At 43.1% G+C, this 25,140-nt stretch carries 26 protein-coding genes, 1 other RNA gene and 1 pseudogene; 22 read left to right on the forward strand and 6 right to left on the reverse strand.

From position 1 onward, the window contains the following. The first annotated feature begins 23 nt into the window (after nt 1-23). Nucleotides 24-881 (forward strand): 16S rRNA (cytidine(1402)-2'-O)-methyltransferase, encoded by an 858-nt coding sequence (rsmI, locus tag KAN5_RS16635; protein ID WP_016709489.1) that lies wholly within the window; start codon nt 24-26, stop codon nt 879-881. Between the two features lie 43 nt (nt 882-924). After that, nucleotides 925-1,287, forward strand: an RNA gene (gene rnpB / locus KAN5_RS16640) — RNase P RNA component class A. Nucleotides 1,288-1,562: 275 nt separating this feature from the next. Here rnpB and KAN5_RS16645 read toward each other — a convergent pair. From KAN5_RS16645 to KAN5_RS16655, 3 genes are read right to left on the reverse strand one after another with little or no spacing between them, the layout of a single operon-like run. Next, nucleotides 1,563-1,817, reverse strand: coding sequence for a hypothetical protein (locus tag KAN5_RS16645; protein WP_016709488.1), 255 nt, complete (start codon nt 1,815-1,817; stop codon nt 1,563-1,565). A gap of 3 nt (nt 1,818-1,820) precedes the next feature. Next, nucleotides 1,821-2,267: a hypothetical protein gene (locus tag KAN5_RS16650; protein WP_016709487.1), complete on the reverse strand. Its 447-nt coding sequence runs from the start codon at nt 2,265-2,267 to the stop codon at nt 1,821-1,823. Nucleotides 2,268-2,273: 6 nt separating this feature from the next. Beyond that, the gene (locus tag KAN5_RS16655) at nt 2,274-2,618 is read right to left on the reverse strand and encodes a hypothetical protein (protein WP_016709486.1); all 345 of its coding nucleotides are present in this window, start codon (nt 2,616-2,618) and stop codon (nt 2,274-2,276) included. 507 nt (nt 2,619-3,125) lie between these two features. Here KAN5_RS16655 and mraZ point away from each other — a divergent pair. The 17 genes and pseudogenes from mraZ (at nt 3,126) to lpxC (ending at nt 20,911) form a co-directional block, all read left to right on the forward strand. After that, nucleotides 3,126-3,584, forward strand: a complete 459-nt coding sequence (gene mraZ, locus KAN5_RS16660; protein ID WP_016709485.1) for a division/cell wall cluster transcriptional repressor MraZ — start codon at nt 3,126-3,128, stop codon at nt 3,582-3,584. Nucleotides 3,585-3,614: 30 nt separating this feature from the next. Then, nucleotides 3,615-4,553 (forward strand): 16S rRNA (cytosine(1402)-N(4))-methyltransferase RsmH, encoded by a 939-nt coding sequence (rsmH, locus tag KAN5_RS16665; RefSeq protein WP_016709484.1) that lies wholly within the window; start codon nt 3,615-3,617, stop codon nt 4,551-4,553. After that, nucleotides 4,550-4,876, forward strand: coding sequence for a cell division protein FtsL (gene ftsL, locus KAN5_RS16670; protein ID WP_016709483.1), 327 nt, complete (start codon nt 4,550-4,552; stop codon nt 4,874-4,876). Before rsmH ends, ftsL begins: the two co-directional genes overlap by 4 nt. Continuing rightward, nucleotides 4,873-6,690: a peptidoglycan glycosyltransferase FtsI gene (locus KAN5_RS16675; RefSeq protein ID WP_016709482.1), complete on the forward strand. Its 1,818-nt coding sequence runs from the start codon at nt 4,873-4,875 to the stop codon at nt 6,688-6,690. The genes ftsL and KAN5_RS16675 overlap by 4 nt, the downstream gene beginning before the upstream one ends. After that, the gene (gene murE, locus KAN5_RS16680; RefSeq protein WP_244390962.1) at nt 6,683-8,188 is read left to right on the forward strand and encodes a UDP-N-acetylmuramoyl-L-alanyl-D-glutamate--2,6-diaminopimelate ligase; all 1,506 of its coding nucleotides are present in this window, start codon (nt 6,683-6,685) and stop codon (nt 8,186-8,188) included. Before KAN5_RS16675 ends, murE begins: the two co-directional genes overlap by 8 nt. After that, the gene (gene murF / locus KAN5_RS16685; RefSeq protein WP_016709480.1) at nt 8,185-9,573 is read left to right on the forward strand and encodes a UDP-N-acetylmuramoyl-tripeptide--D-alanyl-D-alanine ligase; all 1,389 of its coding nucleotides are present in this window, start codon (nt 8,185-8,187) and stop codon (nt 9,571-9,573) included. Before murE ends, murF begins: the two co-directional genes overlap by 4 nt. Further along, entirely contained in the window at nt 9,567-10,649 is a 1,083-nt protein-coding gene (gene mraY / locus KAN5_RS16690; protein ID WP_016709479.1) for a phospho-N-acetylmuramoyl-pentapeptide-transferase, read from the forward strand. The genes murF and mraY overlap by 7 nt, the downstream gene beginning before the upstream one ends. Then, nucleotides 10,650-11,975 carry a UDP-N-acetylmuramoyl-L-alanine--D-glutamate ligase gene (gene murD, locus KAN5_RS16695; protein ID WP_138555339.1) on the forward strand — a complete coding sequence of 442 codons (1,326 nt, stop codon included), beginning with the start codon at nt 10,650-10,652 and terminating at the stop codon, nt 11,973-11,975. Then, entirely contained in the window at nt 11,972-13,147 is a 1,176-nt protein-coding gene (gene ftsW / locus KAN5_RS16700; protein ID WP_029216204.1) for a cell division protein FtsW, read from the forward strand. Before murD ends, ftsW begins: the two co-directional genes overlap by 4 nt. Then, nucleotides 13,144-14,253 carry an undecaprenyldiphospho-muramoylpentapeptide beta-N-acetylglucosaminyltransferase gene (gene murG, locus KAN5_RS16705; protein ID WP_138555338.1) on the forward strand — a complete coding sequence of 370 codons (1,110 nt, stop codon included), beginning with the start codon at nt 13,144-13,146 and terminating at the stop codon, nt 14,251-14,253. Before ftsW ends, murG begins: the two co-directional genes overlap by 4 nt. After that, entirely contained in the window at nt 14,254-15,702 is a 1,449-nt protein-coding gene (gene murC / locus KAN5_RS16710; RefSeq protein ID WP_016709475.1) for a UDP-N-acetylmuramate--L-alanine ligase, read from the forward strand. Continuing rightward, entirely contained in the window at nt 15,699-15,983 is a 285-nt protein-coding gene (locus tag KAN5_RS16715) for a hypothetical protein (RefSeq protein ID WP_244390132.1), read from the forward strand. The genes murC and KAN5_RS16715 overlap by 4 nt, the downstream gene beginning before the upstream one ends. Next, nucleotides 15,872-16,618: a D-alanine--D-alanine ligase gene (locus KAN5_RS16720; RefSeq protein ID WP_244390963.1), complete on the forward strand. Its 747-nt coding sequence runs from the start codon at nt 15,872-15,874 to the stop codon at nt 16,616-16,618. Before KAN5_RS16715 ends, KAN5_RS16720 begins: the two co-directional genes overlap by 112 nt. A gap of 1 nt (nt 16,619) precedes the next feature. Next, entirely contained in the window at nt 16,620-17,399 is a 780-nt protein-coding gene (locus KAN5_RS16725; protein ID WP_244390133.1) for a cell division protein FtsQ/DivIB, read from the forward strand. After that, on the forward strand, nt 17,396-18,628 hold the full coding sequence (gene ftsA / locus KAN5_RS16730) for a cell division protein FtsA (protein ID WP_016709472.1): 1,233 nt from the start codon (nt 17,396-17,398) through the stop codon (nt 18,626-18,628). Before KAN5_RS16725 ends, ftsA begins: the two co-directional genes overlap by 4 nt. A 21-nt stretch (nt 18,629-18,649) precedes the next feature. Then, nucleotides 18,650-19,895: pseudogene (ftsZ, locus tag KAN5_RS16735) on the forward strand (cell division protein FtsZ). A 104-nt stretch (nt 19,896-19,999) separates the two neighbouring features. Continuing rightward, nucleotides 20,000-20,911, forward strand: a complete 912-nt coding sequence (gene lpxC, locus KAN5_RS16740; RefSeq protein ID WP_016709470.1) for a UDP-3-O-acyl-N-acetylglucosamine deacetylase — start codon at nt 20,000-20,002, stop codon at nt 20,909-20,911. A gap of 100 nt (nt 20,912-21,011) precedes the next feature. Here lpxC and yjjG read toward each other — a convergent pair whose 3' ends face one another. The 3 genes from yjjG to KAN5_RS16755 form a co-directional block, all read right to left on the reverse strand. Then, nucleotides 21,012-21,686 (reverse strand): pyrimidine 5'-nucleotidase, encoded by a 675-nt coding sequence (yjjG, locus tag KAN5_RS16745; RefSeq protein WP_016709469.1) that lies wholly within the window; start codon nt 21,684-21,686, stop codon nt 21,012-21,014. Nucleotides 21,687-21,695: 9 nt separating this feature from the next. Further along, nucleotides 21,696-22,232 carry an inosine/xanthosine triphosphatase gene (gene yjjX / locus KAN5_RS16750; RefSeq protein ID WP_138555337.1) on the reverse strand — a complete coding sequence of 179 codons (537 nt, stop codon included), beginning with the start codon at nt 22,230-22,232 and terminating at the stop codon, nt 21,696-21,698. A gap of 67 nt (nt 22,233-22,299) precedes the next feature. Beyond that, entirely contained in the window at nt 22,300-23,199 is a 900-nt protein-coding gene (locus KAN5_RS16755) for a phosphoribulokinase (protein ID WP_016709467.1), read from the reverse strand. 115 nt (nt 23,200-23,314) lie between these two features. Here KAN5_RS16755 and KAN5_RS16760 point away from each other — a divergent pair, with 115 nt between their 5' ends. From KAN5_RS16760 to KAN5_RS16770, 3 genes are all read left to right on the forward strand, one after another. After that, complete coding sequence (locus tag KAN5_RS16760; protein WP_244390134.1) at nt 23,315-24,184, forward strand: hypothetical protein; 870 nt, start codon at nt 23,315-23,317, stop codon at nt 24,182-24,184. A gap of 70 nt (nt 24,185-24,254) precedes the next feature. Further along, a complete protein-coding gene (locus tag KAN5_RS16765; protein ID WP_138555334.1) occupies nt 24,255-24,620 on the forward strand; it encodes a hypothetical protein in 366 nt (121 codons plus the stop codon). A 64-nt stretch (nt 24,621-24,684) separates the two neighbouring features. Further along, nucleotides 24,685-25,137, forward strand: coding sequence for a hypothetical protein (locus KAN5_RS16770; protein WP_138555333.1), 453 nt, complete (start codon nt 24,685-24,687; stop codon nt 25,135-25,137). Nucleotides 25,138-25,140: the final 3 nt, after the last annotated feature.

Here is a 25,140-nt window from a genome sequence, read left to right on the forward strand (position 1 = left end):
ACTGACTGACGCAGGAGACCTCAATGTTAAATGAGGAGAATTCACAGAAAATCGGCACTCTTTACATTGTAGCCACCCCAATTGGCAATTATGACGATTTAAGTCAGCGTGCAATCGCGACATTATCGCAAGTTGACTTAATCGCTGCTGAAGACACACGCCATACTGGTAAGTTGCTTAGTCACTTTGGTATCAAAGCTAAAACCTTTGCTTTACATGACCATAATGAAAAACAAAAAGCGCAACAAATTATCGATCAACTTAACCAAGGTTTAAATATAGCACTGGTTTCTGATGCAGGCACACCGCTGATTAGTGATCCCGGTTATGCGGTTGTAAACTTGTGCAGAGAACAAGGTGCTCATGTTACACCTATTCCAGGGGCATGTGCAGCCATCACAGCAGTATGTTGCTCTGGCTTGCCAACAGATCGCTTTCAATTTATTGGTTTTACTCCCGCAAAAAGCAAAGCGCGGCAAGATTTTTTTATTGAAGCGGTTAATTCCAACATCACCAGCATCATGTACGAAAGCACGCACCGTATTATGGCAAGTCTTGATGACTTAGAAATTGCCTTAGGGAGTGAACAACAGGTGGTATTTGCCAAAGAATTAACTAAAACCTTTGAAACATTCTTTAGTGGCACTGTTAGTGAGTTAAAGCAATTTTTAACCGATGACCCAACCAAGCAACGGGGCGAAATAGTGCTTATGTTACCTGGTAACCCTAAGCAGGTTGATGATATTCCGCCAGAAGCACGAAAAATGTTAGCGCTACTTGAGAATGAAATGCCAATGAAAAAAGCCTGCGGTATTGTGGCTGATTACTTTGGCATGAAGAAAAACGCCTTATATAAAACAATTATTGACGAAAAAGGCTAAATCTTTACTGCACACAACTACAAGCTCAGGTATACTGCGCGCCGAGTCAGCCAAGATGATCGCTGCCTGCAACGAAAATGCGCAGGGGGAGGAAAGTCCGGGCTCCACAGGGCAGGGTGCCAGCTAACGGCTGGGGGGCGTGAGCCTACGACAAGTGCAGCAGAGAGGAGACCGCCAACTTCGGTTGGTAAGGGTGAAAGGGTGCGGTAAGAGCGCACCGGGCCACTAGTAATAGTTGGTTGCAAGGTAAACTCCACCCGGAGCAAGACCAAATAGGGTTCCTTAAGGTGTGGCCCACATCGGAACCGGGTAGGTTGCTTGAGCCATAGAGCGATTTATGGCCTAGACGAATGATTATCACTTTCTTCGGAAAGGACAGAACCCGGCTTATACGGCTGACTCACTCATTCAACAAAAAAAGCCCGCAGTTAACGCTGCGGGCTTTTTTTGTGCTTGTGTTTAGGTTATGGGTCTCGAGTTTCGAGCAGCGCGCTACGGGAGTAGGATGTTGAGAGGTGGACTCAGATCTCAGATATAGAAATTAGAAGTTAGAAACTTAAAATTTAAATTTATTATTTCAATAAATAGACTTGGAATAGCTTACATAAGATAACGTCGAGGTAAAAATAGCAATACGCTTAAGCTAGATATTCAAAAACCACTATCTCAGTATTGCATCGCTTATAGCAGCCGTAATAACCAACTAAATTGACTTAATTTAGCGACATTACTGGAAGGTCGGCGGCTATTTAGCGCTTGATAACCTGCACCGGCAGTAAATGCGCTGGCAATACCCACTTTGGTTACAGCAAAGCGTTTCAGTCGATAGTTGAAAGCTTGATGGTGCTGTTGTTTTAAAGCTTGAATGGTGTTCATCTTTTCAGTTAAATGAGCCACTTTCCGGTTTGGTTTGAGAATAAAGTAATCAATGAGCATCTATTACTCCTTGGTAATATTGAGCAACTGCTTAATGCTATGGCTGGTTTTATCGAAGCCAATTTTACTACTGATATAACCAATGTTTTTCCACAGCCAAAATAAACACAGTAACTGCAAGCTGATCAGGCAAAGGGCACTGAGCCAGATTGATTGGCTAAAGGCGAAAATAGCCAAGCCAAGAGTGACGAGTAGACCTGCCCATAAGAGTACTAAGCCACCTGCAAAGCTCACGAGTAAAATGATAGTCAACGCTAATGAGCGGGTTGATAGTCGCCACTCTGCACTGGCTAACTCTTTACAAATACCAGCTTGTTGGCGGTAATCCTGATAAAGCTGTTCACCATACTGGGTTAATTTAGCTAGGTGATCTTGCCACTGATCTGCACTTTGCTGTGCAGGATCAGCGGCTTGATTTTGCTTATCTTTAAGATCAGTATCTTGTTGCATAACAGCTTACTTGCCACGACGAAGTAATGCAGTTACTAACATACCAGCTGCAAATGCAATACCAGCTGTTGCAAGAGGATTTTCTGATGCTAGCTGACGTGTTTTACCACTGTATTCAGTTAACTTTTCACGAGCAACTTTTTGCTTTTCTGACAGTGTTTCAGCTGAACTAGCTGCGCCATGACGGATACTTTGCTCTGCTGTAGCCGCCTTTGAAGAGAGTGCGTCAACTGCAAGATGAGCCGCTGAAGTGGCTTTATCTGTAAGTGGCGCCTCTGTATGAGGTGCTAGGGTATCTGTATTTTTGTTAGCTGCTGAAGCTGAGTTAGTACTTGATGTTGAAGTAGCCATAATAATCATTCCTTAAATATTAAAATTAAATAGTGCAATACTAACTGCATCCTTTGTACCAGTTCTGCCAAATAATAATTTAACCATTAAATCAGTTGCTTATGTTTTTTAATGGAAATTGAAATACTTAAAAAAGCAGCATTTTAGGTAACTATTGCAAAGCCATCGCGTAAATTTTACAAGGCGTAGTTAATAGGCATTTGGTGTTGTTTATTTTGTAACTATTCATTGATTATTCATTAATCATTTAGCTTGGTTTATTTGTTTTTATCTCAGAATAAAATATTTTTTTCAAAGATATCCACTTTTTCCCACGTAATTCAGTAGCTTTGCGCTAGCCCTTATTTTTTCTGGCTTTAACACGCGATTATAGGATCTTGCTGACTTGACAAAACCGCTTGTCAAGCCCTAAACTGGAGCACTGTGGTAAAAAGTGGTTTTTAGTGGATCAAATTGGATCAAACTAATCAAAATGGATTGATTATCAACTTTTAGAATAGGCTTTTTATGTTCCGTGGTGCGAGTTCGCTCAGTTTGGATGACAAAGGACGGTTTGCGGTACCTACTAAGTACCGCGATGCGTTGTTGTCTGAAGATCAGGGAACTGTGATTTGTACAGTCGCACTGAACGAGCCTTGTTTGTGGTTATATCCACTGGCGCAATGGCAAGATATAGAAGATCGCCTCGCTAGAATTTCTAATATGAATCCACGTGCTCGACGCATGCAAAGGATGTTGTTAGGTAACGCAACTGAATACCAATTAGATAAAAATGGCCGAATTTTGCTGGCACCGTCGTTACGGGCTCATGCAGATTTAGGCAAAAAAATCATGTTGGTTGGTTTGATGAATAAATTTGAGATCTGGGATGAAGAGCGTTGGCATGAACAAATGCGCCAAGACACCGAAATAGAACGCCTCGGTGAGTTTGAATCAACACCAGACTTAGATAATTTTTCACTCTGATCACACAATAAAAAAGGCAAATAATAGCTAATGACAGCGCAATTTGAACACATTTCCGTACTAATGGACGAAACCATCGATGCGTTAGCAATTAAGCCAGACGGCATCTATATGGATGGTACATTTGGCCGTGGCGGACATTCTGGGCAAATCTTGGCGCGCCTTGGTGAACATGGTCGATTACAAGCGATCGATCAAGATCCACAAGCAATTAAGTCAGCTGAAAAGTTTGCCGATGATAACCGCTTTGCTATTGCTCATACGCGTTTCTCTAATTTATACGAAGTGGCGGCGCAAAACGATCTGCTAGGTAAAGTGGATGGTATTTTATTAGATATCGGTGTGTCATCTCCGCAATTAGACGATGCTGAACGTGGTTTTAGCTTTATGAAGGATGGCCCGCTTGATATGCGTATGGACCCAACCAGTGGCCGAAGCGCGGCGCAGTGGTTAGCCGAAGCCGAACTTGAAGACATTGTGCATGTGATCAAAACCTATGGCGAAGAAAAGTTTGGTCGCCGTATTGCGCACAAGGTTTTAGAAGTTCGTGAACACACTCCTATTACGACGACCAAGCAGCTAGCTGATTTGGTTGATGAAGCGGTCCCCGTAAAAGATAAGTTTAAGCATCCGGCTACGCGTACTTTCCAGGCGATCCGTATTTATATCAATAGTGAGCTTGAAGAGATTCAAACAGCGCTGCAGGCGGCAATTAGGGTATTAAAGCCGGGTGGCCGTTTAGTGGTGATTTCGTTTCATTCGCTTGAGGATCGCATTGTAAAACAGTTTATTAAAAAACAGAGTAAGGGAGCAGCATTACCCAGAGGTCTGCCTTTAACTGATGCACAAATAAATCAAAACCTGACGTTAAAGGCAGTGGGTAAAGCTATTAAGCCAAGCCAAGCTGAAATTGAGCGTAATCCACGTTCACGTAGCTCAGTACTTAGGGTGGCACAGAGATTGGGATGAAGCCAAAAGCGAATCATCGACAACCCAATTTATTTGTAGAAGTGCTCAAAGGCCTAGCAGCAAATAAGCTGACGTTGGCCTTATTGGTTGTGATATTTGCATCCAGTTTGAGTGTGGTGCAGGTCACCCACTTTGCTCGCCAAGAGCTGATTGAACAGGATCAGCTGCTGCAAGAGCGAGATGAGCTGGATTTAGAATGGCGTTATTTATTAGTTGAAGAAGAATTTTATTCGCAGCATGCGCGCATTGAAGAAATTGCCACCATGCAACTTGAGATGAAACGGCCGACCAGCCAAGATGAACAGGTGATAGTACTGCCATGAGAAGCAGAGGGAAAAAACCAGTCAATAGTTTGATCACATGGCGTTTTATGCTGGTGTGCTCTGTTGTGCTGCTTGTTTTTGTCACTTTGGTTTCACGTGCGGCCTATTTACAAGTTATTGAGCCTGATAAAGCGCGTTCAGAAAGTAACAAACGTACCGTGCGAGTTGAAAAATTACACGTACAACGTGGGATGATTTTTGACCGTCATGGTAAAGAGCTCGCAGTGAGTGTGCCAGTTGTAAGCGTGTATGCAGATCCAAAAGCATTGCATAAGTCATTGCGTACTAAAGTGCTTAGGCAAGCACGAAAAAATGGCGAAGACGAAAAAGCATTGGCCGAAAATACAGCATTACTTGAGCAACGTATTAGCGAATATTACAAAAATGACTTACGTTGGCGCGAACTTGCCGATGTACTGCGTATTGAACCGAACAAAATTAATAGTCGTTTACGCGACGATGCTAGCCGCCGTTTTGTGTATTTAAAACGCCAAGTAACTCCAGCCGTTGCCAATTATATTGGTGATTTACGCCTACCAGGTATTCATTTATTAGATGAATCAAAACGTTATTATCCAGCAGGTGAAGTAACTGCACATGTGCTAGGTTTTACCAATATTGATGGTAAAGGGATTGAAGGCATAGAAAAACTGTATGAAAGTGCGCTAACCGGTGTGGAAGGACGTCGTACTATTCGTAAAGATGCACAAGGGCGTGAAGTGGAAGTACTTGATGAACGTGAACGCATTGAGCCTGAAAATATCCAACTCAGTATCGACCAACGTATTCAAGCAATTGCTTATAAAGCAGTTAAATCAGCAGTACTGACTTACAAGGCAACCTCTGGCTCGGCAATGGTTGTGGATGTAAAAACCGGTGAAGTGTTAGCGATGGTTAACAGCCCCTCTTTTAACCCCAATAATTTAAATGATGCAGCTCCTCATAAGCGTCGTAACCGCGCAATCACTGATTTGTTTGAACCTGGTTCAACCGTTAAGCCTCTAGCCATTTTAGCTGGCTTAGACTACGGCACAATTCAACCGGATGATAAAATTGATACTTATCCAGGCTGGATGCGTTTAGGCGGTAGTTTAGTGTCAGATTCGCGTAACCACGGCGAAATGACACTGCGTGAGATTTTAAAATACTCCAGTAATATGGGCGTGACGAAAATTAGTCAAACAGTGCCTAAGGATTACTTTGTTGGGTTATTCCAAAAAGTGGGTTTTGGAACAGATTCAGGCACCGGTATGGTCGGGGAAAGCAGTGGTTTGTTTTACCCTAATCGTCGTTGGTCTGATCACGAAATTGCCGCTTTGTCATTTGGTTATAACCTTGCCGTAAGTACCGCTCAAATGGCACGTTTTTATGCCATGTTAGGTGCTGGTGGTGTAAATCGTCCACTTACAATCTTAAAGCAAGACAGTATTCCTGAAGGTGAACGAATATTTCAACAACAAGATGTTGAAGCCGTTGTACATATGATGGAAAGCGTATTTGAAGACGATGGTACAGCGAGACGTATAAAGGTCGATGGCTATCGCGCAGCAGGAAAAACAGGCACCTCTAAAAAAGCCGCCGTAGGTGGTTATGGGGATGAGTATGTTGGTTATTTTGCAGGTTTAGCACCTGCCAGTAACCCACGTTTAGCTGTAGTAGTATTAATTAATGAGCCCGGTGGAGATGTTTATTACGGCGGCGCAACGGCAGGACCGGCGTTTGCTGAAATAATTTCTAATTCATTAAGAATTTTAAACGTAGCGCCTGATAAAGGCTCGGTTGCCTACGTGAAGGGCATAGATGATGATGCGTGATTTAAAAATAATTTTACAAAAAATAGAAGTATCAGCTGCAAGCTTGTTAGTTAAAGATTTGCGTTTGGATAGTCGCGATGTCACCCCCGGTGACGTATTTGTGGCTATTAAAGGCCACCAGTTAGATGGTGGGCACTTTATACAACACGCCATTGATAATGGCGCGGTGGCGATTATTGCTGACCGTTTATGTGAGTTTGAATCTGATTTTGATCCGCTGTATTTAATTACTGACTTGGATAAAAAGCTACCGGCTTTGGCGAGTCATTTTTATCAGCAACCGAGTAAGCACTTAGATGTGATAGGTGTTACTGGTACGAACGGTAAATCAACCACCACCGCTATGATAGCCCATTTAGCAAGGTTTTGTGGTACCCCGTCAGCCATTGTTGGTACATTGGGTTATGGGCAGCCAGATAACTTAACCGAATTAATTAACACCACACCGTCATGTGTTGACTTGCAAAGAATATTAGCGCAATTAGCTGAGCAAAATAATAAGTTGGTGGCGATGGAGGTTTCATCCCATGGACTGGTACAGCATCGTGTTGCCAATACCCACTTTAAAGCTGCGGTGTTTACCAATCTATCTCGCGATCATTTAGATTACCACGGTGATATGGCAAGTTATGCTGACGCTAAGCTAATGCTAATGCGAGACTTTGATGCGCAGCTGGTGGTACTTAATCAAGATGATCATCAAGTTCAGCAATGGTTAGAGCAGTATGATTTTACTAGCTTAATTTGTTATGGTCACAAAGCGCTAGTACCTAAAAATGCACGGTTTGTTTACTTTACCGATGTTAATTACCATAAAACTGGTATTTCGGCACAATTAACGACAAGTTGGGGTGATGTTGCCATTGCTTGTCCGCTGTTTGGTGAATTTAATTTATATAATTTAGCCGCCGCAATAGCCACGTTATTGGGTATGGGTTATCCGCTTGAAAAATTAGCCGCAGGGTGTGAAAGTTTACAGCCTGTTGCGGGCCGAATGCAGGCCTTTAGCGCACCAAACCAACCAACTTGTATTGTTGATTATGCTCATACGCCGGATGCCTTAGCATTGGCACTGCAAGCACTCCAACAACATGTGCCTGGTGGCGTAAGTTGTGTATTTGGCTGTGGTGGCGATCGTGATAAAGGCAAGCGCCCGATGATGGCAAAAGCGGCAGAGCAATATGCTGATCAGCTTATTGTCACCAGTGATAATCCCCGCAGTGAAGATCCGTGGCAGATCATTAACGATGTTGCCGCAGGTTTTAGTCAACCAGATAAAGTTCATTTAGAGGCGGATCGTGCTGCAGCTATTGCCTTTGCTATTGATAATGCAAATGCTCAAGACGTTGTTTTGATTGCAGGCAAAGGCCATGAAGATTACCAAATCATTGGTGCGCAACGGATCGATTTTTGCGATCGAAAGTTTGTTCAGCAGCACTTACAACAAGCACAAAAGCTAGATTTACAAGAACAACAACTCAGAGGATCGCAGTTATGATCCCTATGGATTTTGATTGGCTGGCAAATGTGCTAGCAAGCGATTATCAAGGTGATAATCAACCCGTAATTAATATTAATACGGACACTCGCACAGTTTGCGCGGGAGAGGTGTTTTTAGCGTTACAAGGCTCTAATTTCGACGGCCATAAATTTGTACAACAAGCGAAAGACAAAGGCGCAATAGCTGCCATCGTTAGTCATAAAGTTGCCGTTGATATTCCCCAATTTTTAGTGGCAGATACACGTATTGCACTAGGCGACATTGGTGCTGCGGTAATGGCAAGTGTTGCTCCGCAAACTATCGCGATCACTGGAAGTGTCGGTAAAACCACGGTAAAAGAAATGTGTGCCGCTATTTTAGCCGCACATGGTGAGGTGTTAGCAACGAATGGCAACTTTAATAACGACATTGGTGTGCCATTGACCTTGCTTCGCCTTGAACCTCAGCATAAGTATGCCGTTATTGAACTTGGTGCGAATCATATTGGTGAGATTGCATACACTGTTGCCATGACCAAACCTGATGTAGCTGTAGTATGTAATGTTGCAGCAGCGCATATTGAAGGCTTTGGCTCGCTTGAAGGCGTAGCCACTGCTAAAAGTGAAATTTACGACGGCTTAAAAGAGCATGGTACTGCAATTGTTAACTGTGACAGTGAATTTAGCGATGGTTGGTTGAATAAGCTTGCAGGGCGTAAAATTAAATGTTTATCAAGCACTGAACAGCTGGACATTTGGGCTGAAGATATCAGCTTAGATGCACAAGCACACGCGTCTTTTTTCTTCTGCACTGCGCAGCAACGTGTGCCAGTAACGCTTGCACTGCCTGGTCGTCATAATGTGACTAATGCATTAATTGCTGCGGCACTAACCAGTGAGTTTGGTGTGTCACTTGAGGCGATCGCTAAAGCGCTCGCAAATATGGCTGAAGTTAAAGGCCGAGTAAACATAATTCCTGTTACTGACACCCTAACCGTGATTGACGACACCTATAACGCTAATGTGCAATCAGTTAAGGCTGCAATCGACCTATTACGTGACCTAGCAGGTAAGCGTGTTTTGGTCTTAGGTGATATGGGCGAACTTGGCAAGGAAGCTGCGCTTTATCACCAACAAGTTGGTTTATATGCCAAACAACAAGGTATCGATGAGCTGTATAGTTTAGGTGTATTGAGCCAATATGCCAGTGATGAATTTGCTCAACCACAGCGGCATTTTTCGAGCCGTGAACAGCTATTGCAACAGTTGCGGGCAGAGTTGGCTGATTCTACACAAAACACCACTATCGTCGTGAAGGGATCACGTAGCTCTCGCATGGAATTATTAGTACAAGATTTAGTTAACAGCCAGCAAGTTGGCCGCAATGGAGTATCTCAATGTTAGTTTGGCTGGCAGAATACCTAACTCAATATTACAGTGCCTTTAATGTGTTTTCGTACCTTACGGTGCGCGCAGTATTTGGCATTTTAACGGCATTATTAATTTCTTTATATTTTGGTCCTAAATTGATCCGCGCGTTGCAAAGAATGCAAATAGGCCAAGTAGTTCGTAATGATGGACCCGAATCTCATTTATCGAAAAAAGGCACTCCAACCATGGGGGGCTTATTAATCTTAGCGTCTATTTTTACAAGCTCACTACTATGGGCTGATCTGAGCAATAAATACGTGTGGGCAACACTGTTTGTGATCGGCTCGTTGGGTATTGTTGGCTTTGTTGATGATTACCGTAAAGTGATCCGCAAAGATCCTAAAGGACTTATCGCTAAGTGGAAATATTTTTGGCAATCAGTGATCGCACTCGTGGTGGCGTGTGCATTGTTTTTTAGTGCGAATCATGCAAATGAAACCTCACTCGTTGTGCCATTTTTTAAAGATGTGTTACCGCAATTAGGCTTATTTTACATAGTAATGACTTACTTTGTGGTGGTGGGTACTTCAAATGCTGTAAACCTCACTGATGGCCTTGATGGCTTAGCTATTGTACCAACTATTTTAGTGGCGGCAGCACTGGCGATCATTGCGTATTTAACCGGTAACGTAAATTTTTCGGCTTACTTACATATTCCACATTTACCGCTGGCTAGTGAGTTAGTTGTGGTATGTACTGCCATTGTCGGTGCAGGCCTAGGCTTTTTATGGTTCAACACCTATCCGGCACAAGTATTTATGGGGGATGTAGGTTCATTAGCACTTGGTGGTGCACTAGGAATTATTGCGGTATTGGTACGCCAAGAATTGATACTCATTATTATGGGGGGCGTGTTTGTGATGGAAGCGTTATCGGTGATTTTACAAGTCGGCTCGTATAAATTACGCGGCCAGCGCATTTTTCGAATGGCGCCTATTCACCATCACTACGAATTAAAGGGTTGGCCAGAACCACGTGTTATTGTTCGGTTTTGGATTATATCAATCGTGCTAGTACTGGCTGGCCTCGTGACATTAAAGATCAGGTAAATGACGTATTTAAACGAGATAAAAAACAAACAAGTAACAGTGCTCGGACTCGGTGTAACCGGTCTGGGCATTGTGCGTTTTTTATTGTCGCAAGGTTTAACACCGAATGTAGTTGATAGTCGCCAATCGCCACCGGGAAGTGACTGGCTGCAACAGCATGCGCCAAATTTAAATACTCATTTTGGTGATCTAGCAAAGGCAAAGCTTGATAGTGCCGATATGATCATCATCAGCCCAGGCCTAAGTTTGACCCTTCCTGCTGTTGCACAAGCGATACAAGCGGGTGTGGAAGTATTGGGTGATATTGAATTGTTTGCGCGCTTAACAGATAAGCCTGTAGTTGCTGTCACTGGTTCTAATGGTAAATCAACGGTGGTGACACTTGCGTACGAAGTGCTAAAAAGCGCCGGTTATAAAGTTGGCCTTGGTGGCAATATTGGCACCGCAGCGTTGGACTTATTAAGCGATGATTTTGATGTGTATGTACTCGAGTTGTCGAGTTTTCAACTCGATACCACATACAGTTTAAAGCCGATTAGCGCAACGGTATTGAATGTTTCAGAAGATCACCTAGACCGCTATGCCAGTTATCAAGCATACATAGAGTCAAAACAAACAATTTATAGTAATGCTGCTCTTGCTGTGATCAACAGCAGCGATAGCGCAACCCATACGCAGGTTATGCCGCAATTGAGCTTTGGGATAGACACTGGCGATTATTGCCTGATGACTTATCAAGGTGTTCAGTACTTTAGTTATCAAAATGCGCCTTTGTTGCCTGTGAGCAGTTTAGCGGTGGTGGGTCGTCATAATCAGCTCAATGCATTAGCGGTTATGGCTTTACTCAGCCCATTTGATATTACACCACAGCAATATGCACAGGCATTTGGTGAATTTACAGGGTTAGCTCATCGTTGCCAGTTTGTTGCAGAACAAGCGGGCGTTAAATATTTTAATGACTCTAAAGCCACTAACGTTGGCGCGACTATTGCGGCAATAGAAAGCTTGGCAGATCAAGCTAAGCAACTGGTGGTTATTGCCGGTGGTGATGCTAAAGGTGCAGATCTTGATAGTTTAAAACCGTATTTACAGCAACAAGTTAAAGCGTTAATTTGTTTCGGTAAAGATGCTAAAGCCTTAGTTGCATTAACTGATAAAGGTCACCTAACAACAAATATGGAACAAGCTGTTGCGCTTGCTAAGCAGCTAGCGACAGTGGGTGATATTGTTTTGCTTGCTCCTGCTTGTGCCAGCATCGATATGTATAACAATTACATGCAACGTGGCGATCACTTTAGCCAATGTGTTTTAGCGGAGGCGCTATGATCGCGTTTGCTGATATTCGTGACTCTTTGACTCCAAAGCCATCGGCGCAGCTGTTCGATGTACCTCTGCTGTACTGTGTGATTATGCTCATAGGTTTGGGGTTTGTGATGGTGACGAGTGCATCAATGCCCACCGCAGATCGTCTGTTTGATAATCCGTATCATATTATTATCCGCCACAGCATGTTTTTAGCGATTGGTTTTGTATTGTTTTGGATCACCTGCTGTGTGCCGATGGACTGGTGGAAGCGCTCCAACCCTTATTTGTTACTGCTTGGCATGGTGTTGTTGATCATTGTGTTGATTGTTGGCCGTGAAGTGAATGGTGCAAAGCGCTGGATCCCAATAGGTCCGATAGGCTTTCAAGTTGCTGAAGCCGCAAAGTTATATTTTTTCAGTTATATCGCTGGTTATTTGGTACGTAAACGCGAAGAAGTACAAGAGAACATAAAAGGTTTTGCTAAGCCTATTGCTGTATTTGCAGTGTACGCGGCATTAATTTTACTACAACCCGATTTAGGGACTGTGGTGGTGATGTTTGTAACTACAGTCGGGTTATTATTCTTAGCTGGCGCGAAATTGTGGCAGTTTTTTGTATTGATCTTAACCGGCATTGGCTTAGTGGTTTTACTGATCATTATTGAACCGTATCGCATGGCGCGAGTGGTAGGCTTTTTAGAACCATGGGATGATCCATTTGGAAAAGGCTACCAGTTAGTACAGTCATTAATGGCCTATAGCCAAGGTGGTTGGTTTGGTCAAGGCTTAGGTAATAGTGTACAAAAATTACAGTATTTACCAGAAGCTCATAATGATTTTATTTTTGCCGTGATCGGTGAAGAGCTAGGTTTTATCGGTATTGTCAGTATTTTGATGGTATTTGGAACCTTTGTATTTAGAGCCTTATTAATCGGTCAACAAGCATTAAAGTGCGGCAAAGAATATGAAGGCTATTTTGCATTCGCAATAGGTATTTGGTTTGCGTTTCAAACCATGGTGAATGTGGGCGCAAGTGCCGGTATTTTACCAACCAAAGGCCTAACTTTACCGTTTGTGTCTTATGGTGGCTCTAGCTTACTTATCATGACCATAGCGGCAGCTATTTTATTACGAGTGGACTTTGAAACCAAAATGGCCACAAAACAAGCAACATCTCGCGGAGGTAAGCGATGAGTAAAAAATTAGTCGTTGTTGCTGGTGGCACGGGGGGGCATATCTTTCCTGGTATTGCGGTGGCGGATCACTTAAAACAACAAGGTTGGCAGGTTAGTTGGATTGGCACGGCCGACCGAATGGAAGCCCAAGTGGTACCCAAACACGGTATTGATATTGATTTTATTAATGTCAAAGGCGTGCGAGGAAATGGCCTTGCACGTTTAATAAAAGCCCCATTTATGGTTATTAATGCCATATTACAAGCGCGTAAAGTATTGAAAAAGCAACGCCCTGATGTTGTGCTTGCGATGGGCGGCTATGTGACAGGGCCAACCGGCATGGCTGCAAAAAGCTTAGGTATTCCATTGGTGATCCATGAACAAAATGCAGTGGCTGGTATGAGTAATAAATACCTCGCTAAGTTTGCTAATAAAGTTTTAGCTGCATTTCCGCAAGCCTTTGCAGCAGGTCACAGTGAAGTTGTTGGTAATCCAGTGCGAGCCAGTGTGGCAAATGTAACAACGCGCACCGCATCAACGCCGGTTAATATTCTAGTTGTTGGTGGTTCATTAGGGGCACAAGTACTAAATCAAACACTACCAGCGGCATTTAAGCAACTGAATGATGACTTTCAACTAAATGTTTGGCATCAAACAGGCAAAGGGCAGCTTGGCTCGGTAACACAGGCATATCAGCAACAAGGTTTTAGTGTTGAGCAAGCAAAAGTGGCAGAGTTTATTGATGATATGGATACCGCATACAGTTGGGCTGATATAGTGGTTTGCCGCGCTGGCGCTTTAACTGTCAGTGAAATTGCCGCTGCTGGCAAAATGGCGGTATTTGTGCCGTTTCCGCATGCAGTGGACGATCATCAAACCGCCAATGCAAAATTTTTAGTCGATGGCAAAGCAGCATTATTAATGCCGCAGGGGCAGTTTAACGAACAAAACATTGTTGAACTATTGCGCCCATATTTAGCCGAACCAGAATTAATTAGTGAACTTGCTGGTAATGCAAAACAGTTGGCGACACTCGATGCTACCGCAAATGTTGCATGGCATTGTATGGATGCGGCCGGTGTTGCTCTGCCTGCACAGCACGTTACAGAAAAAAGAGATTATTAAGTGAAAGAAACGTCAACAGAAAAAAGTACTCGTCCGGCAATGCGCCGTATTAACACCATTCACTTTATTGGCATTGGTGGTGCGGGTATGGGTGGTATTGCCGAAGTACTCGCTTTTGAAGGATACCGTATTACTGGGTCTGATATTGCGCACAGTGCAATGACCGAACGTTTGATCCAAGCCGGTGCTGAAGTGTTTATTGGTCATCATCAAAGCAATGTAAAAGATGCCAGCGTTGTAGTGGTATCAAGTGCGATTGATGAATCTAACCCTGAGATTATTGCAGCAAAAGCTGCACGTATCCCTGTGGTTCGCCGCGCTGAAATGCTGGCCGAGTTAATGCGTTTTCGCCATGGTATTGCCATTGCTGGCACTCACGGTAAAACCACAACAACCAGTTTAATTGCCAGTATTTATGCTCAAGCAGGGCTTGATCCAACCTTTATTATAGGTGGCTTACTTAATAGTGCTGGTAGTAATGCTAAGGTGGGTAAAAGTGATTTTTTAATTGCTGAAGCGGATGAGAGTGATGCGTCATTTTTACATTTACAACCTATGGTATCGGTGATCACTAATATTGAAGAAGATCACATGGATACTTACGGCGGTAGTTTAGAAAAAATGAAAGACACGTATGTAGACTTCATTCATAACCTACCGTTTTATGGCCTTGCTGTGGTGTGTATTGACTCTGAAGTGGCGGCTGAGCTTATTCCACGTTTTGCACGTCCGGTGATCACTTACGGAGAGTCAAGTGACGCCGATTATCGTATGACTGACTTTAGCCAAACCGCAAATACGAGCCAGTTTAAAGTGCGTAGCAAGCAAGGTGATGAGTTAACTGTGCATTTAAATATGCCAGGTAAGCACAATGCATTGAACGCCACTGCAGCGATTGCTGTGGCCAAAGATCAAAAAATTGCTGACCATGCAATTTTAGAAGCATTGCAGAAGTTTGAAGGCATTGGTCGTCGTTTTCAGCATTATGGCGACTTTGAAAACGAGCGCGGCAAAGTGATGCTAGTGGATGATTATGGTCACCACCCTTCAGAAGTTGCGGTAACAATCGCGGCAATTCGCCAAGGCTGGCCTGATAAACGTTTAGTGATGATTTATCAACCGCATCGTTTTACGCGTACTCGTGATTTGTATGAAGACTTTGTAAAAGTACTTGCTGATGTTGACCAGTTATTATTGTTAGATGTTTACAGTGCTGGTGAAGAGCCAATTGTGGGGGCTGATAGTAAGAGCTTATGCCGCACTTTGCGTCAACGTGGTAAAGAGCCTCTGCATGTTGCCAGCAGCTCAGAGCTTGCAGGTGTTTTAGCAGATACATTACAAGATAATGATTTAGTTATAACCCAAGGCGCTGGTAATATAGGTCAATTAGTAAAAGTACTCGCAGCGACATCGCTATCGATTGAGAAACTTAAGCAGGTAAAGGTATGACGCAATTAAACACACAATTTGGCAAAGTGGCCGTGTTGCTTGGTGGTAACTCCGCTGAGCGTGAAGTCTCACTAAAATCAGGTCAAGCTGTCTTGAACGCATTACAAAATGCAGGTGTTGATGCCATTGCGTTTGATCCAAAAGAGCAACCTTTATGGCAATTAAAAGAATTAGCTATCGAACGTGTGTTTATTGCTTTGCATGGCCGCGGGGGGAAGACGGTACCATTCAAGGCGCACTTGAATTTATGGGCATCCCTTATACCGGCAGTAACGTATTAGGTTCAGCGTTAGCGATGGATAAAGTTCGTTGTAAGCATTTATTTAAATCAGCAGGGTTAAGTACCGCACCATATGCTGTTGTGGATAACAAACGTGGTTTTGATGCTAACGCTATTATGGCTGAGCTTAAAAAAGTAATGGTTAAACCGTCACATGAAGGCTCTAGCATCGGCATGGCGCAGGCAAATAATGCGCAGGAGCTTGATGCAGCACTGGCTGCTGCATTTAAATTTGATAGCCAAGTATTAGTTGAGCAATGGATAACTGGCCGTGAATTTACTGTGGCTATTTTAGGTGATGATGTACAACCTGTAATTGAAATGACCACCCCGAATGGCTTTTATGATTACCAAGCTAAATATCAATCAAATACTACGCAATACCATTGCCCTGCTGATTTATCAGCAAGTGACACGCAAAAGCTGCAAACAATGGCGTTACAGGCGTTTGATTTAGTAGGCGCCAGTGGTTGGGGACGTGTTGATGCAATGCAAGATGCTGAGGGCAACTTTTACTTACTTGAAGTGAATACTGTACCAGGCATGACTGAAAAATCGTTAGTGCCGATGGCAGCGAAAGCAAATGGCGCAAGCTTTGAGCAATTAGTTGTTCGCATTTTAGGGCAAACGCTTTAATATGCCTCCCTTTTTGGAAAAAGCGCAGCAATTAAAACAGCAACTAAATTGGTCGCTGATTTTTGGAGTGAGCTTTTTTCTGGTCGTGGTGTTTAGCTTAGTGCAAATCACCAGCGGCGTAAGGGAGTGGTTGGTAGAGAACAAAGACGCCCAAATTAAGCATTTATCGGTATTAGGTAAACCTCAATATACTGATGAAAAAGCGATTATTGGGGCAATTAAAAAAGCCGACTTATCGAGTTTTTTTGATTTAGACGTTAAACATGTGCAGCATTTGGTACAAGCGCTGCCTTGGGTTGCCACGGCATCGGTACGTAAGCAATGGCCAGACACATTACAAGTGTACGTAGTGGAGCACCACGCGGTGGCAATTTGGAACAGTGATTTATTGCTGAACCAAAGCGGTGAAGTATTTGAAGCGAGTAGCGACAAACTCGTTGAACAACTGCCGCAGCTTTATGGCCCGGAAGGGAGTGAGTTAGAAGCATGGGTTGCCTTCAAGCAATTTGATGAGATGCTCAAAGTAAACGATTTAAAGTTAACCAGTCTTGCATTGTCTGAGCGGTTTTCATGGCAACTGTGGCTTGATAACGGCATTCGTCTTAAGTTGGGACGTAAAGAGAAAGCTAAACGGGTACAACGGTTTATCGATGTGTACCCGCGGATGGAAAAACGTGCAGATGCACAAGTAGATGTAGTGGATTTACGGTATGATACCGGCCTTGCAGTGAGCTGGAAGCTCCTGGAAGAAGCGCAATTACAAAATAAGAGTAAGGCATGACTAAGTCAGCAGAAAGAAACCTCGTGATTGGATTAGACGTTGGCACCTCAAAAGTGGTGGCCACGGTTGGTGAAATCACCGCAGATAACAAGCTCAGTATTGTTGGGGTTGGCAGTCAAGTATCCCATGGTATGGATAAAGGCGGCGTAAACGACCTTAATTTAGTGTCTGAGTCTATTCGTCGTGCAATCGATGAAGCAGAGCTTATGGCAGATTGCCGTATCAGCTCTGTGTATCTGGGGATTTCCGGTAAACATATTCAATGTCAAAACGAAAGTGGTGTGGTGGCAATTAATAACACCGAAGTTACCGATGAAGACATTGAAAATGTGATTCATATTGCTCGTTCAGTGCCGGTATCTGCTGAGCGTAAAATGCTGCATGCGTTGCCGCAAGAGTACAGTATTGATATGCAAGAAGGGATTAAAAACCCACGTGGTATGAGTGGTGTACGAATGGAAGCCCGTGCTCATATCATCACTTGCTCAAATGATATGGCGAAAAACATTGAAAAATGTGTAGAGCGCTGTGGTCTTGAAGTTGACCAACTGATTTTTACAGCCCTTGCGTCGTGTTACTCGGTATTAACTGATGATGAAAAAGAGCTTGGTGTAGCGGTGCTTGATATTGGCGGTGGTACAATGGATATCACCATTTATATCAATGGTGCGCTGCGTCACTCTGCGGTTATCCCTGTTGCGGGTAATCAAGTGACGGGCGATATTGCAAAAATATTTCGCACACCGATATCACATGCTGAATCACTCAAGGTACAATACGCCTGTGCAAGTAGCCAGATGGCCAGCAGCGAAGAGACAATAGAAGTACCAAGTGTTGGTGGGCGACCTGCGCGATTAATGTCGCGACATACCTTATCAGAGGTGGTTGAGCCACGCTTTAGAGAGTTATTTGAACTGGCGATGGAAGAAATTCATCGTTCAGGGTTAGCAGACCAAATTGCAGCAGGACTCGTCATAACTGGCGGGAGTGCTAAAATGGCTGGCGCGATGGAAGTGGCAGAAGACATTTTCCAGATGCCAGTAAGAATAGGCAAGCCAATCGGGATGGTTGGTTTGACTGATTATGTAGATGACCCTTCATATGCAACGGCGGTGGGCTTATTACAGTATGGCCGCACAATGCAATCGATGAATGCACAAAAATCGAAACCTGAAGGCGATAACAATTGGTGGAACCGTATTACTAAGTGGTTCCAAGGCGAGTTTTAATACTCAAGTCGGAGAGTAAACATGTTTGATATGATGGAACAACACAGCGAAGAAGCTGTCATAAAAGTAATAGGCGTGGGCGGCGGCGGCGGTAATGCAGTCGAGCACATGGTTAAGCAACAAATTGAAGGTGTGCGTTTTATTGCAGCTAATACGGATGCGCAAGCATTACGTAATTCATCTGCCGATATTACCGTGCAGCTAGGTACGCAGATCACCTCAGGCTTAGGTGCTGGGGCAAATCCTGAAGTTGGCCGAAATTCAGCAGAAGAAGATGCGGAAACTATTCGTGCCAGCCTTGAAGGTGCTGACATGGTATTTATTGCTGCAGGTATGGGCGGTGGTACTGGTACTGGTGCTGCACCGGTTGTTGCTAAAATAGCTAAAGAGCTAGGTATTTTAACCGTTGCAGTAGTAACGCGTCCGTTTGACTTTGAAGGCAAAAAGCGTGGCAGCAGCTGCTGAACAAGGTATTAACGAATTGTCAGAAATTGTAGATTCACTTATTACAATTCCTAACAATAAATTGCTTAAAGTTTTAGGTAAAGGGACTACACTATTAGATGCGTTCGCGAAAGCAAATGACGTATTGTTTGGTGCGGTACAAGGTATTGCGGAATTAATTACCCGCTCAGGTTTAATCAACGTGGATTTCGCCGACGTACGTACAGTAATGTCAGCAATGGGTACTGCGATGATGGGCACAGCGTCAGCGTCGGGTCCTGATCGTGCGCAAGAAGCGGCAGAAGCAGCTATCTCTAGCCCATTACTTGAAGATGTTGATTTAACCGGTGCTAAAGGTATCTTGGTTAATATCACCGCCGGTATGGATATCGCGATTGAAGAATTTGAAATTGTTGGTAACCACGTTAAAGCACTAGCATCTGAAAACGCGACAGTTGTTGTAGGTGCTGTGATTGACCCTGAAATGACGGATGAATTACGTGTAACAGTGGTAGCAACAGGTTTGGGCGGTGATCGTCGTCCACAGTTTGGTATTGTTGATAACGGCTTTAAGAAAGCGTCAGGTTCTGATGTAAGTGGTTCAACAGGCCAAACAAGCAGTATGTATGTACCAAGCTTTGCAAGCCAAGGTAGCAGTGATGATGTAACTGCTGCCCCAAGTGTTGAAAAACACGAGTCGAGCATGACAACGCAAAGCAATAGCGGTTTATCAAAAACCAATGAAAGCAGTAAAAAGTCTGAAAAATCAGAAGGTGGTGATTACTTTGACATCCCTGCCTTTTTAAGAAAACAGGCCGATTAAGCAAATAAATAAAATTATTTTGCTTGAAAAGTAATCGAATTTGGCAGCTGGTCGTATATGTGATACAATCGGTAGTCTAACTGTAACTATAAGTGAGCGAAGCTATGATTAAACAGCGTACGATTGCAGAAATAGTCAAAGCCATAGGAATTGGACTTCATAAAGGTGAGAAGGTCACAATAACTCTCCGACCTGCGAGCGCAAATACTGGGATTGTATTTCGTCGTGTCGACCTTGATCCGGTTGTTGATTTTGAAACAACGCCTGAAGCCGTTGGTGATACGCAATTGTGTACCTGTTTAACTAACAAAGATGGCGTTCGCTTATCTACGACTGAGCACCTGATTGCAGCGGTAGCAGCAATGGGGATTGATAATTTGATCGTTGAATTAGATAGCTCAGAAGTGCCAATTATGGATGGTAGTGCATTGCCATTCATCTATTTGTTACAAAAAGGCGGCATTGCAGAGCAAAATGCGGCTAAGCGCTTTATTCGTATAAAAGAAAAAGTACGTATTGAAGAAGGCGATAAATGGGCCGAGATCGAACCTTATGATGGTTTTCATATCGACTTTGAAATTGCTTTTGACCACCCGGCAATCAATGAAAGCCGCCAACGTATCGGTTTAGATATCACGGCACAAAGCTTCACTGAAGAAATTAGCCGCGCGCGTACTTTCGGTTTTATGAAAGACATTGAATATATGCATGCTAACAACCTAGCTTTAGGTGGCAGCATGGATAACGCGGTAGTATTGGATGAGTTTAAAGTACTTAATCCTAACGGTCTGCGTTACAGCGATGAGTTTGTTAAGCATAAGATTCTAGACTGTGTTGGTGACATGTTTATGACAGGTCACAACATTTTAGGCAAAATTACTGCCTATAAGTCGGGTCATGACTTAAATAACAAGTTACTTCGTAAAATTATGGCAACTGAGTCTGCATGGGAATGGGCTACATTTGATACTCCAGTTACAATGCCAGCACCGGGCCTAGAAGTAGCCACAGCGTAATTACAACCGCTTACTACAGTTATAAAAAATGACGCCATTGAGCGTCATTTTTTTGCCTTAATATTATGGCCTAGATTTTAATTGCAAGCCTAGAACCTTTCTACAATCCCAACAGCTGTTGTAATTGCACCAACTCGGTAATTTTATAAGTAGGCGTGATCCCTTGCGGTAGCTCAAACCCTGGGTGCTGTAACCAGCAGCTATCAATTCCTGCATTTTGCGCACCGAGTATATCGCTGTTTGCAGTATCGCCAACCATTAAGATCTGCGCTTTGTCAGGGTTACCCATTAAATCAAAAGTATGTTGAAAAATTTCCTTCGCAGGCTTTGCTATGCCAACTTGCTCAGAAATAACTAGCCAATCAAACATATCGTTTAAGCCGGTGCGCGCTAAGCGGCGAGCTTGTAATTGCGTAAAGCCATTGGTAATGATACCAAGCCGAGCATGTGGTTTTAGCGCAGTGAGTAACTCTACAGCACCTGGTAAGGGGTGACAGATTTCAGCCATCGCGGTTAAAAAATCATCATTGAGTGTTTGAGCGGGCACATTGAGTTTAGCGGCCCATTCACTAAACCGGGTTACCTGTAAGTGTGTTGCCGTTATTTGATTGTCTTGATAAGCAAGCCACAGTGATTTATTGGTTACTTGATAGTGTTGATAATCAGCCTCAGTAAAGTTAACTCCGTAATTGGCAAACATTCTTTTTAAGCCTGCGAAGGCATTGAAGCTGAATAGCGTTTCGTCGGCATCGAATAATACATGGGTATACTTCATTAAACTTCCTTAGCGATAAAGTGCAGGGTGTATAAACGGCGCCATAGCGAGTGTTAAGGCTTGCGTGTAAGTACTTTCACGGGTGGCATGGTGGTTAGTTAATAAACCGATAGCGCCGCCTTGCTGTTTGATATTGGTGGTATTAAATGCATTGTCCATTACATCACCCAGTTCGTTACCTTGTAGCAACGAATCATAAAGACGTTGTGGTAAAGGTAGATTACTACTGCGGCCGATTGCTCGTTGCTGGCTGTTGGCAATCACCACAAATGCAAAGGTTGCTGGGCCATAACTAAATTGCTCTGCACCGCCTTCCATTGCCACGTAAAAGTCGGCTTGATGATGCTGTTGGCAATGTAATACACGATTTTCTGCACCAATACGGGTTTCATCTTCACCGATTGGTTGATCTGGTACTTGTGATGGAGCGTCAACACCTTGGCAGTCAATTGTCATATCAGGATAGTAGAGAGAGAAAATACTGCGTGCGGCATTTATTTTAACTGGATTGTTTGAACCGACAATAATACGTAATGATTGTGCCATGCTGACATCTCCTTTTATGATGAAGTCAGCAGTTTACATAAGCTAGGTATTTCAGCAAGCGTATTTCTTAAATAGGCAAATCAACCGGGGCTAATTCGGCAAGGGCGCGTTTTTTCAAAATAATGTCTTTAATGAGTGGGGTTAACACAAGTTCCATTGCCAAGCCCATTTTTCCACCAGGTACTACAAGGGTATTGATACGTGACATAAAGCTGCCTTCAATCATCCGTAGGTAATACGGAAAATCTACATCATCTATGCCACGAAAACGGATAACTACAAAGCTTTCATCAAGGGACGGAATATCTTTTGCGCTAAAAGGATTAGACGTATCAACCGTTGGAACCCGTTGAAAGTTTATATGCGTGCGTGAGAACTGTGGCGTAATGTGATTAATGTAATCATCCATACTGCGCACAATTGAGCCCATCACGGCTTCGCGAGAGTGACCACGTTCAGAAGTATCGCGGATCAGTTTTTGGATCCATTCAAGGTTAATAATTGGCACCATGCCAATGAGTAAGTCGACATGTTTTGCTACGTCGTGATCTTCATCAACTACGCCGCCATGCAGTCCTTCGTAGAATAAAATATCAGTGCTAGCCTCTAACTCTTGCCATGGTGTAAAGGTACCAGGTAATTGATTGTAAGGGACGGCTTCATCGAAGGTGTGCAAATAACGACGTAACTTACCAGCACCAGTATCACCATAGGTGCTAAACAAGCTTTCAAGTGCGCCAAAGTCATTTGCTTCACGACCAAAGTAACTAATGTGTTTACCTTCTTGTTGCGCTTCACGGACTTTTTTATCCATCTCAGGGCGAGTATAACGGTGAAAACTATCGCCTTCTATAAATGCAGCCTCAATATTAAGACTACGAAATATATGTTTTATCGCGCTTGTCGTAGTGGTAGTACCTGCACCAGATGAACCAGTGATTGCAATAATCGGATGTTTAGCTGACATAATTGTTCTCGTTATTATGGTCTAGTCATTTATAAAGGGCTTAGTAGAGTAGGTCAAGTGACATAGGGAGTTAATTAACGCTATTATAGGCAGAGAATAATAACGAGAGACCCACATGAAATTGATTTCACCTTGGTTAAGTTTAGTTGCCACCTTTGTCACTATCCCTCATATGGCTCTGGCTGCGATGCCAAAGAGCGAAATTTTACTTGCTAAACTTAACACGGAATATGGATTACAAGTAAGCCGTATCACCAATAATGATGTTTATAATAATCAACCGTTACTTACTCAAGCCGGTATTTATTTTACCAAAGAAGTACAAACAGATGGGCAAAGCCAAACTGATTTGGCTTTTTACGATTTTAGCAATCAACAAGTCGTTAATTTAACAAATACAGCTGTAAGTGAATACTCTCCTACTTTAACTCCTGATGGTGATGCGCTTTCAGCAATCGTGGTTGAGGCTGACGGTAAGCAAAAATTATGGCAATACCCGTTTGATCATAACGTACCACCGAGTCGCATTTTTGAGTGGATAGAGCCCGTTGGTTATCATGCTTGGGGGCCTAAAAATGATATGGTTATGTTTATTTTAGGCGAACCTCATACCTTACAATACACTCAGGTTACTGCTGCAAAGCCAACAGTTGTTGCGCACAATATAGGGCGTACTTTGACTTTTAACCATACTCTAGGAGTTTACACATTTAGCTACAATAAAGCGCAGCAGCATTGGTTAGCCAGTTATGATCCGCAACAAGCTAGTGTGACTAATTTGTTTCGTTTACCCCAAGATGTACAAGATTACGCATTTAAAGACGCAAATACGGTTATTTATGCAATCGGTAGTCGTGTTTATCAACGCCAGTTGGATAGCCCTGAACACGTTTCACTGTGGTTAGATTTAACGCCTTATTGTGATAGTAAGATTACTCGTATGAGCTATTTAGATGAACAGCTCGCTTTTGTATGTAGTATATAATATAAGACTTTTCAGGCTTTTAGCTGTACTGTAGTTTACAGCTAATAGCCTAATGAGGAACAGAATAACCATGTCAGCTAGCCCAGAGCAAATCAACGAGCAGTTAATTGAATTACAATGTCGTAGTAATTTTAGAATTAAAAATATTACTGAGTACATGTTGCCTAAATCAAAAGAAGCTATTTATCTGCATATAGAAGGCGGGCAAGCTAAGTTAGTACTGCGCCCGGCGCTGGAAGTGTTTAGTGATGATTTTAATAACATAGACGGTGTTAGCCGTATTGCAGGCTTTTTCCATAGTAGTGAAATGACTCGCTTCCCGACTCGCATTTTTAAAAGCACCAATCCCATTCATTACGGTATTGGTTTTAAAATGAATAGTGTTGCAGGCGCGAAAGAATTTATTACTCAGCTGGTAAAAATTATCAACGGTTAGGTTCATTTTGATTTCAGTTTGCTTGGGTATAATCGTCCCTAAAGTAAATAAATGGAATTGACTTATGCAACGCTTAATACTCGCTTCAACTGTAGCGGCGAGCTTAGCTGGTTGTGGTTTACAAGCTACTCATAGTGTACCAGCGCCTGATTATACAATTGAACATGACCAGTTCGTTAGCCAGAATGAAGTAATACCAGCAGGGTGCTTTGCACAATTGGTCACTAACCTTAATGGTGATAATACCACTGCCGCAGTGTTTATTGAGTCAGCAAATTCACGTGGCTGCAATAGTGCAAATTATCCGTATCCCGGTGGGGATGAAACACAGATAAGCTACAGTATTGAAAAAATATTACCGGATCACAATTATCAGCTAAAAGTATGTGAAACACGTGATGAAGGAAGTATAGCTGCAGTTTGTGATCAGATAGTGGTTCAGTTTACTAATTTAGACTATCAGTTGGTTGGGGGGGCTGAGCAAGTTCTGTCAATTATTAAGCGCGGTGAATGGTAAGTT

It is taken from the genome of Pseudoalteromonas sp. KAN5, assembly GCF_022846535.1.
Lineage (GTDB): Bacteria > Pseudomonadota > Gammaproteobacteria > Enterobacterales > Alteromonadaceae > Pseudoalteromonas > Pseudoalteromonas haloplanktis.

What these genes read in the sequence shown, in the direction of transcription:
- rsmI (WP_016709489.1), top strand. Translation starts at nt 24, where the DNA reads ATGTTAAATGAGGAGAATTCACAGAAAATCGGCACTCTTTACATTGTA.
- KAN5_RS16645 (WP_016709488.1), bottom strand. Translation starts at nt 1,817, where the DNA reads ATGCTCATTGATTACTTTATTCTCAAACCAAACCGGAAAGTGGCTCAT.
- KAN5_RS16650 (WP_016709487.1), bottom strand. Translation starts at nt 2,267, where the DNA reads ATGCAACAAGATACTGATCTTAAAGATAAGCAAAATCAAGCCGCTGAT.
- KAN5_RS16655 (WP_016709486.1), bottom strand. Translation starts at nt 2,618, where the DNA reads ATGGCTACTTCAACATCAAGTACTAACTCAGCTTCAGCAGCTAACAAA.
- mraZ (WP_016709485.1), top strand. Translation starts at nt 3,126, where the DNA reads ATGTTCCGTGGTGCGAGTTCGCTCAGTTTGGATGACAAAGGACGGTTT.
- rsmH (WP_016709484.1), top strand. Translation starts at nt 3,615, where the DNA reads ATGACAGCGCAATTTGAACACATTTCCGTACTAATGGACGAAACCATC.
- ftsL (WP_016709483.1), top strand. Translation starts at nt 4,550, where the DNA reads ATGAAGCCAAAAGCGAATCATCGACAACCCAATTTATTTGTAGAAGTG.
- KAN5_RS16675 (WP_016709482.1), top strand. Translation starts at nt 4,873, where the DNA reads ATGAGAAGCAGAGGGAAAAAACCAGTCAATAGTTTGATCACATGGCGT.
- murE (WP_244390962.1), top strand. Translation starts at nt 6,683, where the DNA reads ATGCGTGATTTAAAAATAATTTTACAAAAAATAGAAGTATCAGCTGCA.
- murF (WP_016709480.1), top strand. Translation starts at nt 8,185, where the DNA reads ATGATCCCTATGGATTTTGATTGGCTGGCAAATGTGCTAGCAAGCGAT.
- mraY (WP_016709479.1), top strand. Translation starts at nt 9,567, where the DNA reads ATGTTAGTTTGGCTGGCAGAATACCTAACTCAATATTACAGTGCCTTT.
- murD (WP_138555339.1), top strand. Translation starts at nt 10,650, where the DNA reads ATGACGTATTTAAACGAGATAAAAAACAAACAAGTAACAGTGCTCGGA.
- ftsW (WP_029216204.1), top strand. Translation starts at nt 11,972, where the DNA reads ATGATCGCGTTTGCTGATATTCGTGACTCTTTGACTCCAAAGCCATCG.
- murG (WP_138555338.1), top strand. Translation starts at nt 13,144, where the DNA reads ATGAGTAAAAAATTAGTCGTTGTTGCTGGTGGCACGGGGGGGCATATC.
- KAN5_RS16715 (WP_244390132.1), top strand. Translation starts at nt 15,699, where the DNA reads ATGACGCAATTAAACACACAATTTGGCAAAGTGGCCGTGTTGCTTGGT.
- KAN5_RS16725 (WP_244390133.1), top strand. Translation starts at nt 16,620, where the DNA reads ATGCCTCCCTTTTTGGAAAAAGCGCAGCAATTAAAACAGCAACTAAAT.
- ftsA (WP_016709472.1), top strand. Translation starts at nt 17,396, where the DNA reads ATGACTAAGTCAGCAGAAAGAAACCTCGTGATTGGATTAGACGTTGGC.
- lpxC (WP_016709470.1), top strand. Translation starts at nt 20,000, where the DNA reads ATGATTAAACAGCGTACGATTGCAGAAATAGTCAAAGCCATAGGAATT.
- yjjG (WP_016709469.1), bottom strand. Translation starts at nt 21,686, where the DNA reads ATGAAGTATACCCATGTATTATTCGATGCCGACGAAACGCTATTCAGC.
- yjjX (WP_138555337.1), bottom strand. Translation starts at nt 22,232, where the DNA reads ATGGCACAATCATTACGTATTATTGTCGGTTCAAACAATCCAGTTAAA.
- KAN5_RS16755 (WP_016709467.1), bottom strand. Translation starts at nt 23,199, where the DNA reads ATGTCAGCTAAACATCCGATTATTGCAATCACTGGTTCATCTGGTGCA.
- KAN5_RS16760 (WP_244390134.1), top strand. Translation starts at nt 23,315, where the DNA reads ATGAAATTGATTTCACCTTGGTTAAGTTTAGTTGCCACCTTTGTCACT.
- KAN5_RS16765 (WP_138555334.1), top strand. Translation starts at nt 24,255, where the DNA reads ATGTCAGCTAGCCCAGAGCAAATCAACGAGCAGTTAATTGAATTACAA.
- KAN5_RS16770 (WP_138555333.1), top strand. Translation starts at nt 24,685, where the DNA reads ATGCAACGCTTAATACTCGCTTCAACTGTAGCGGCGAGCTTAGCTGGT.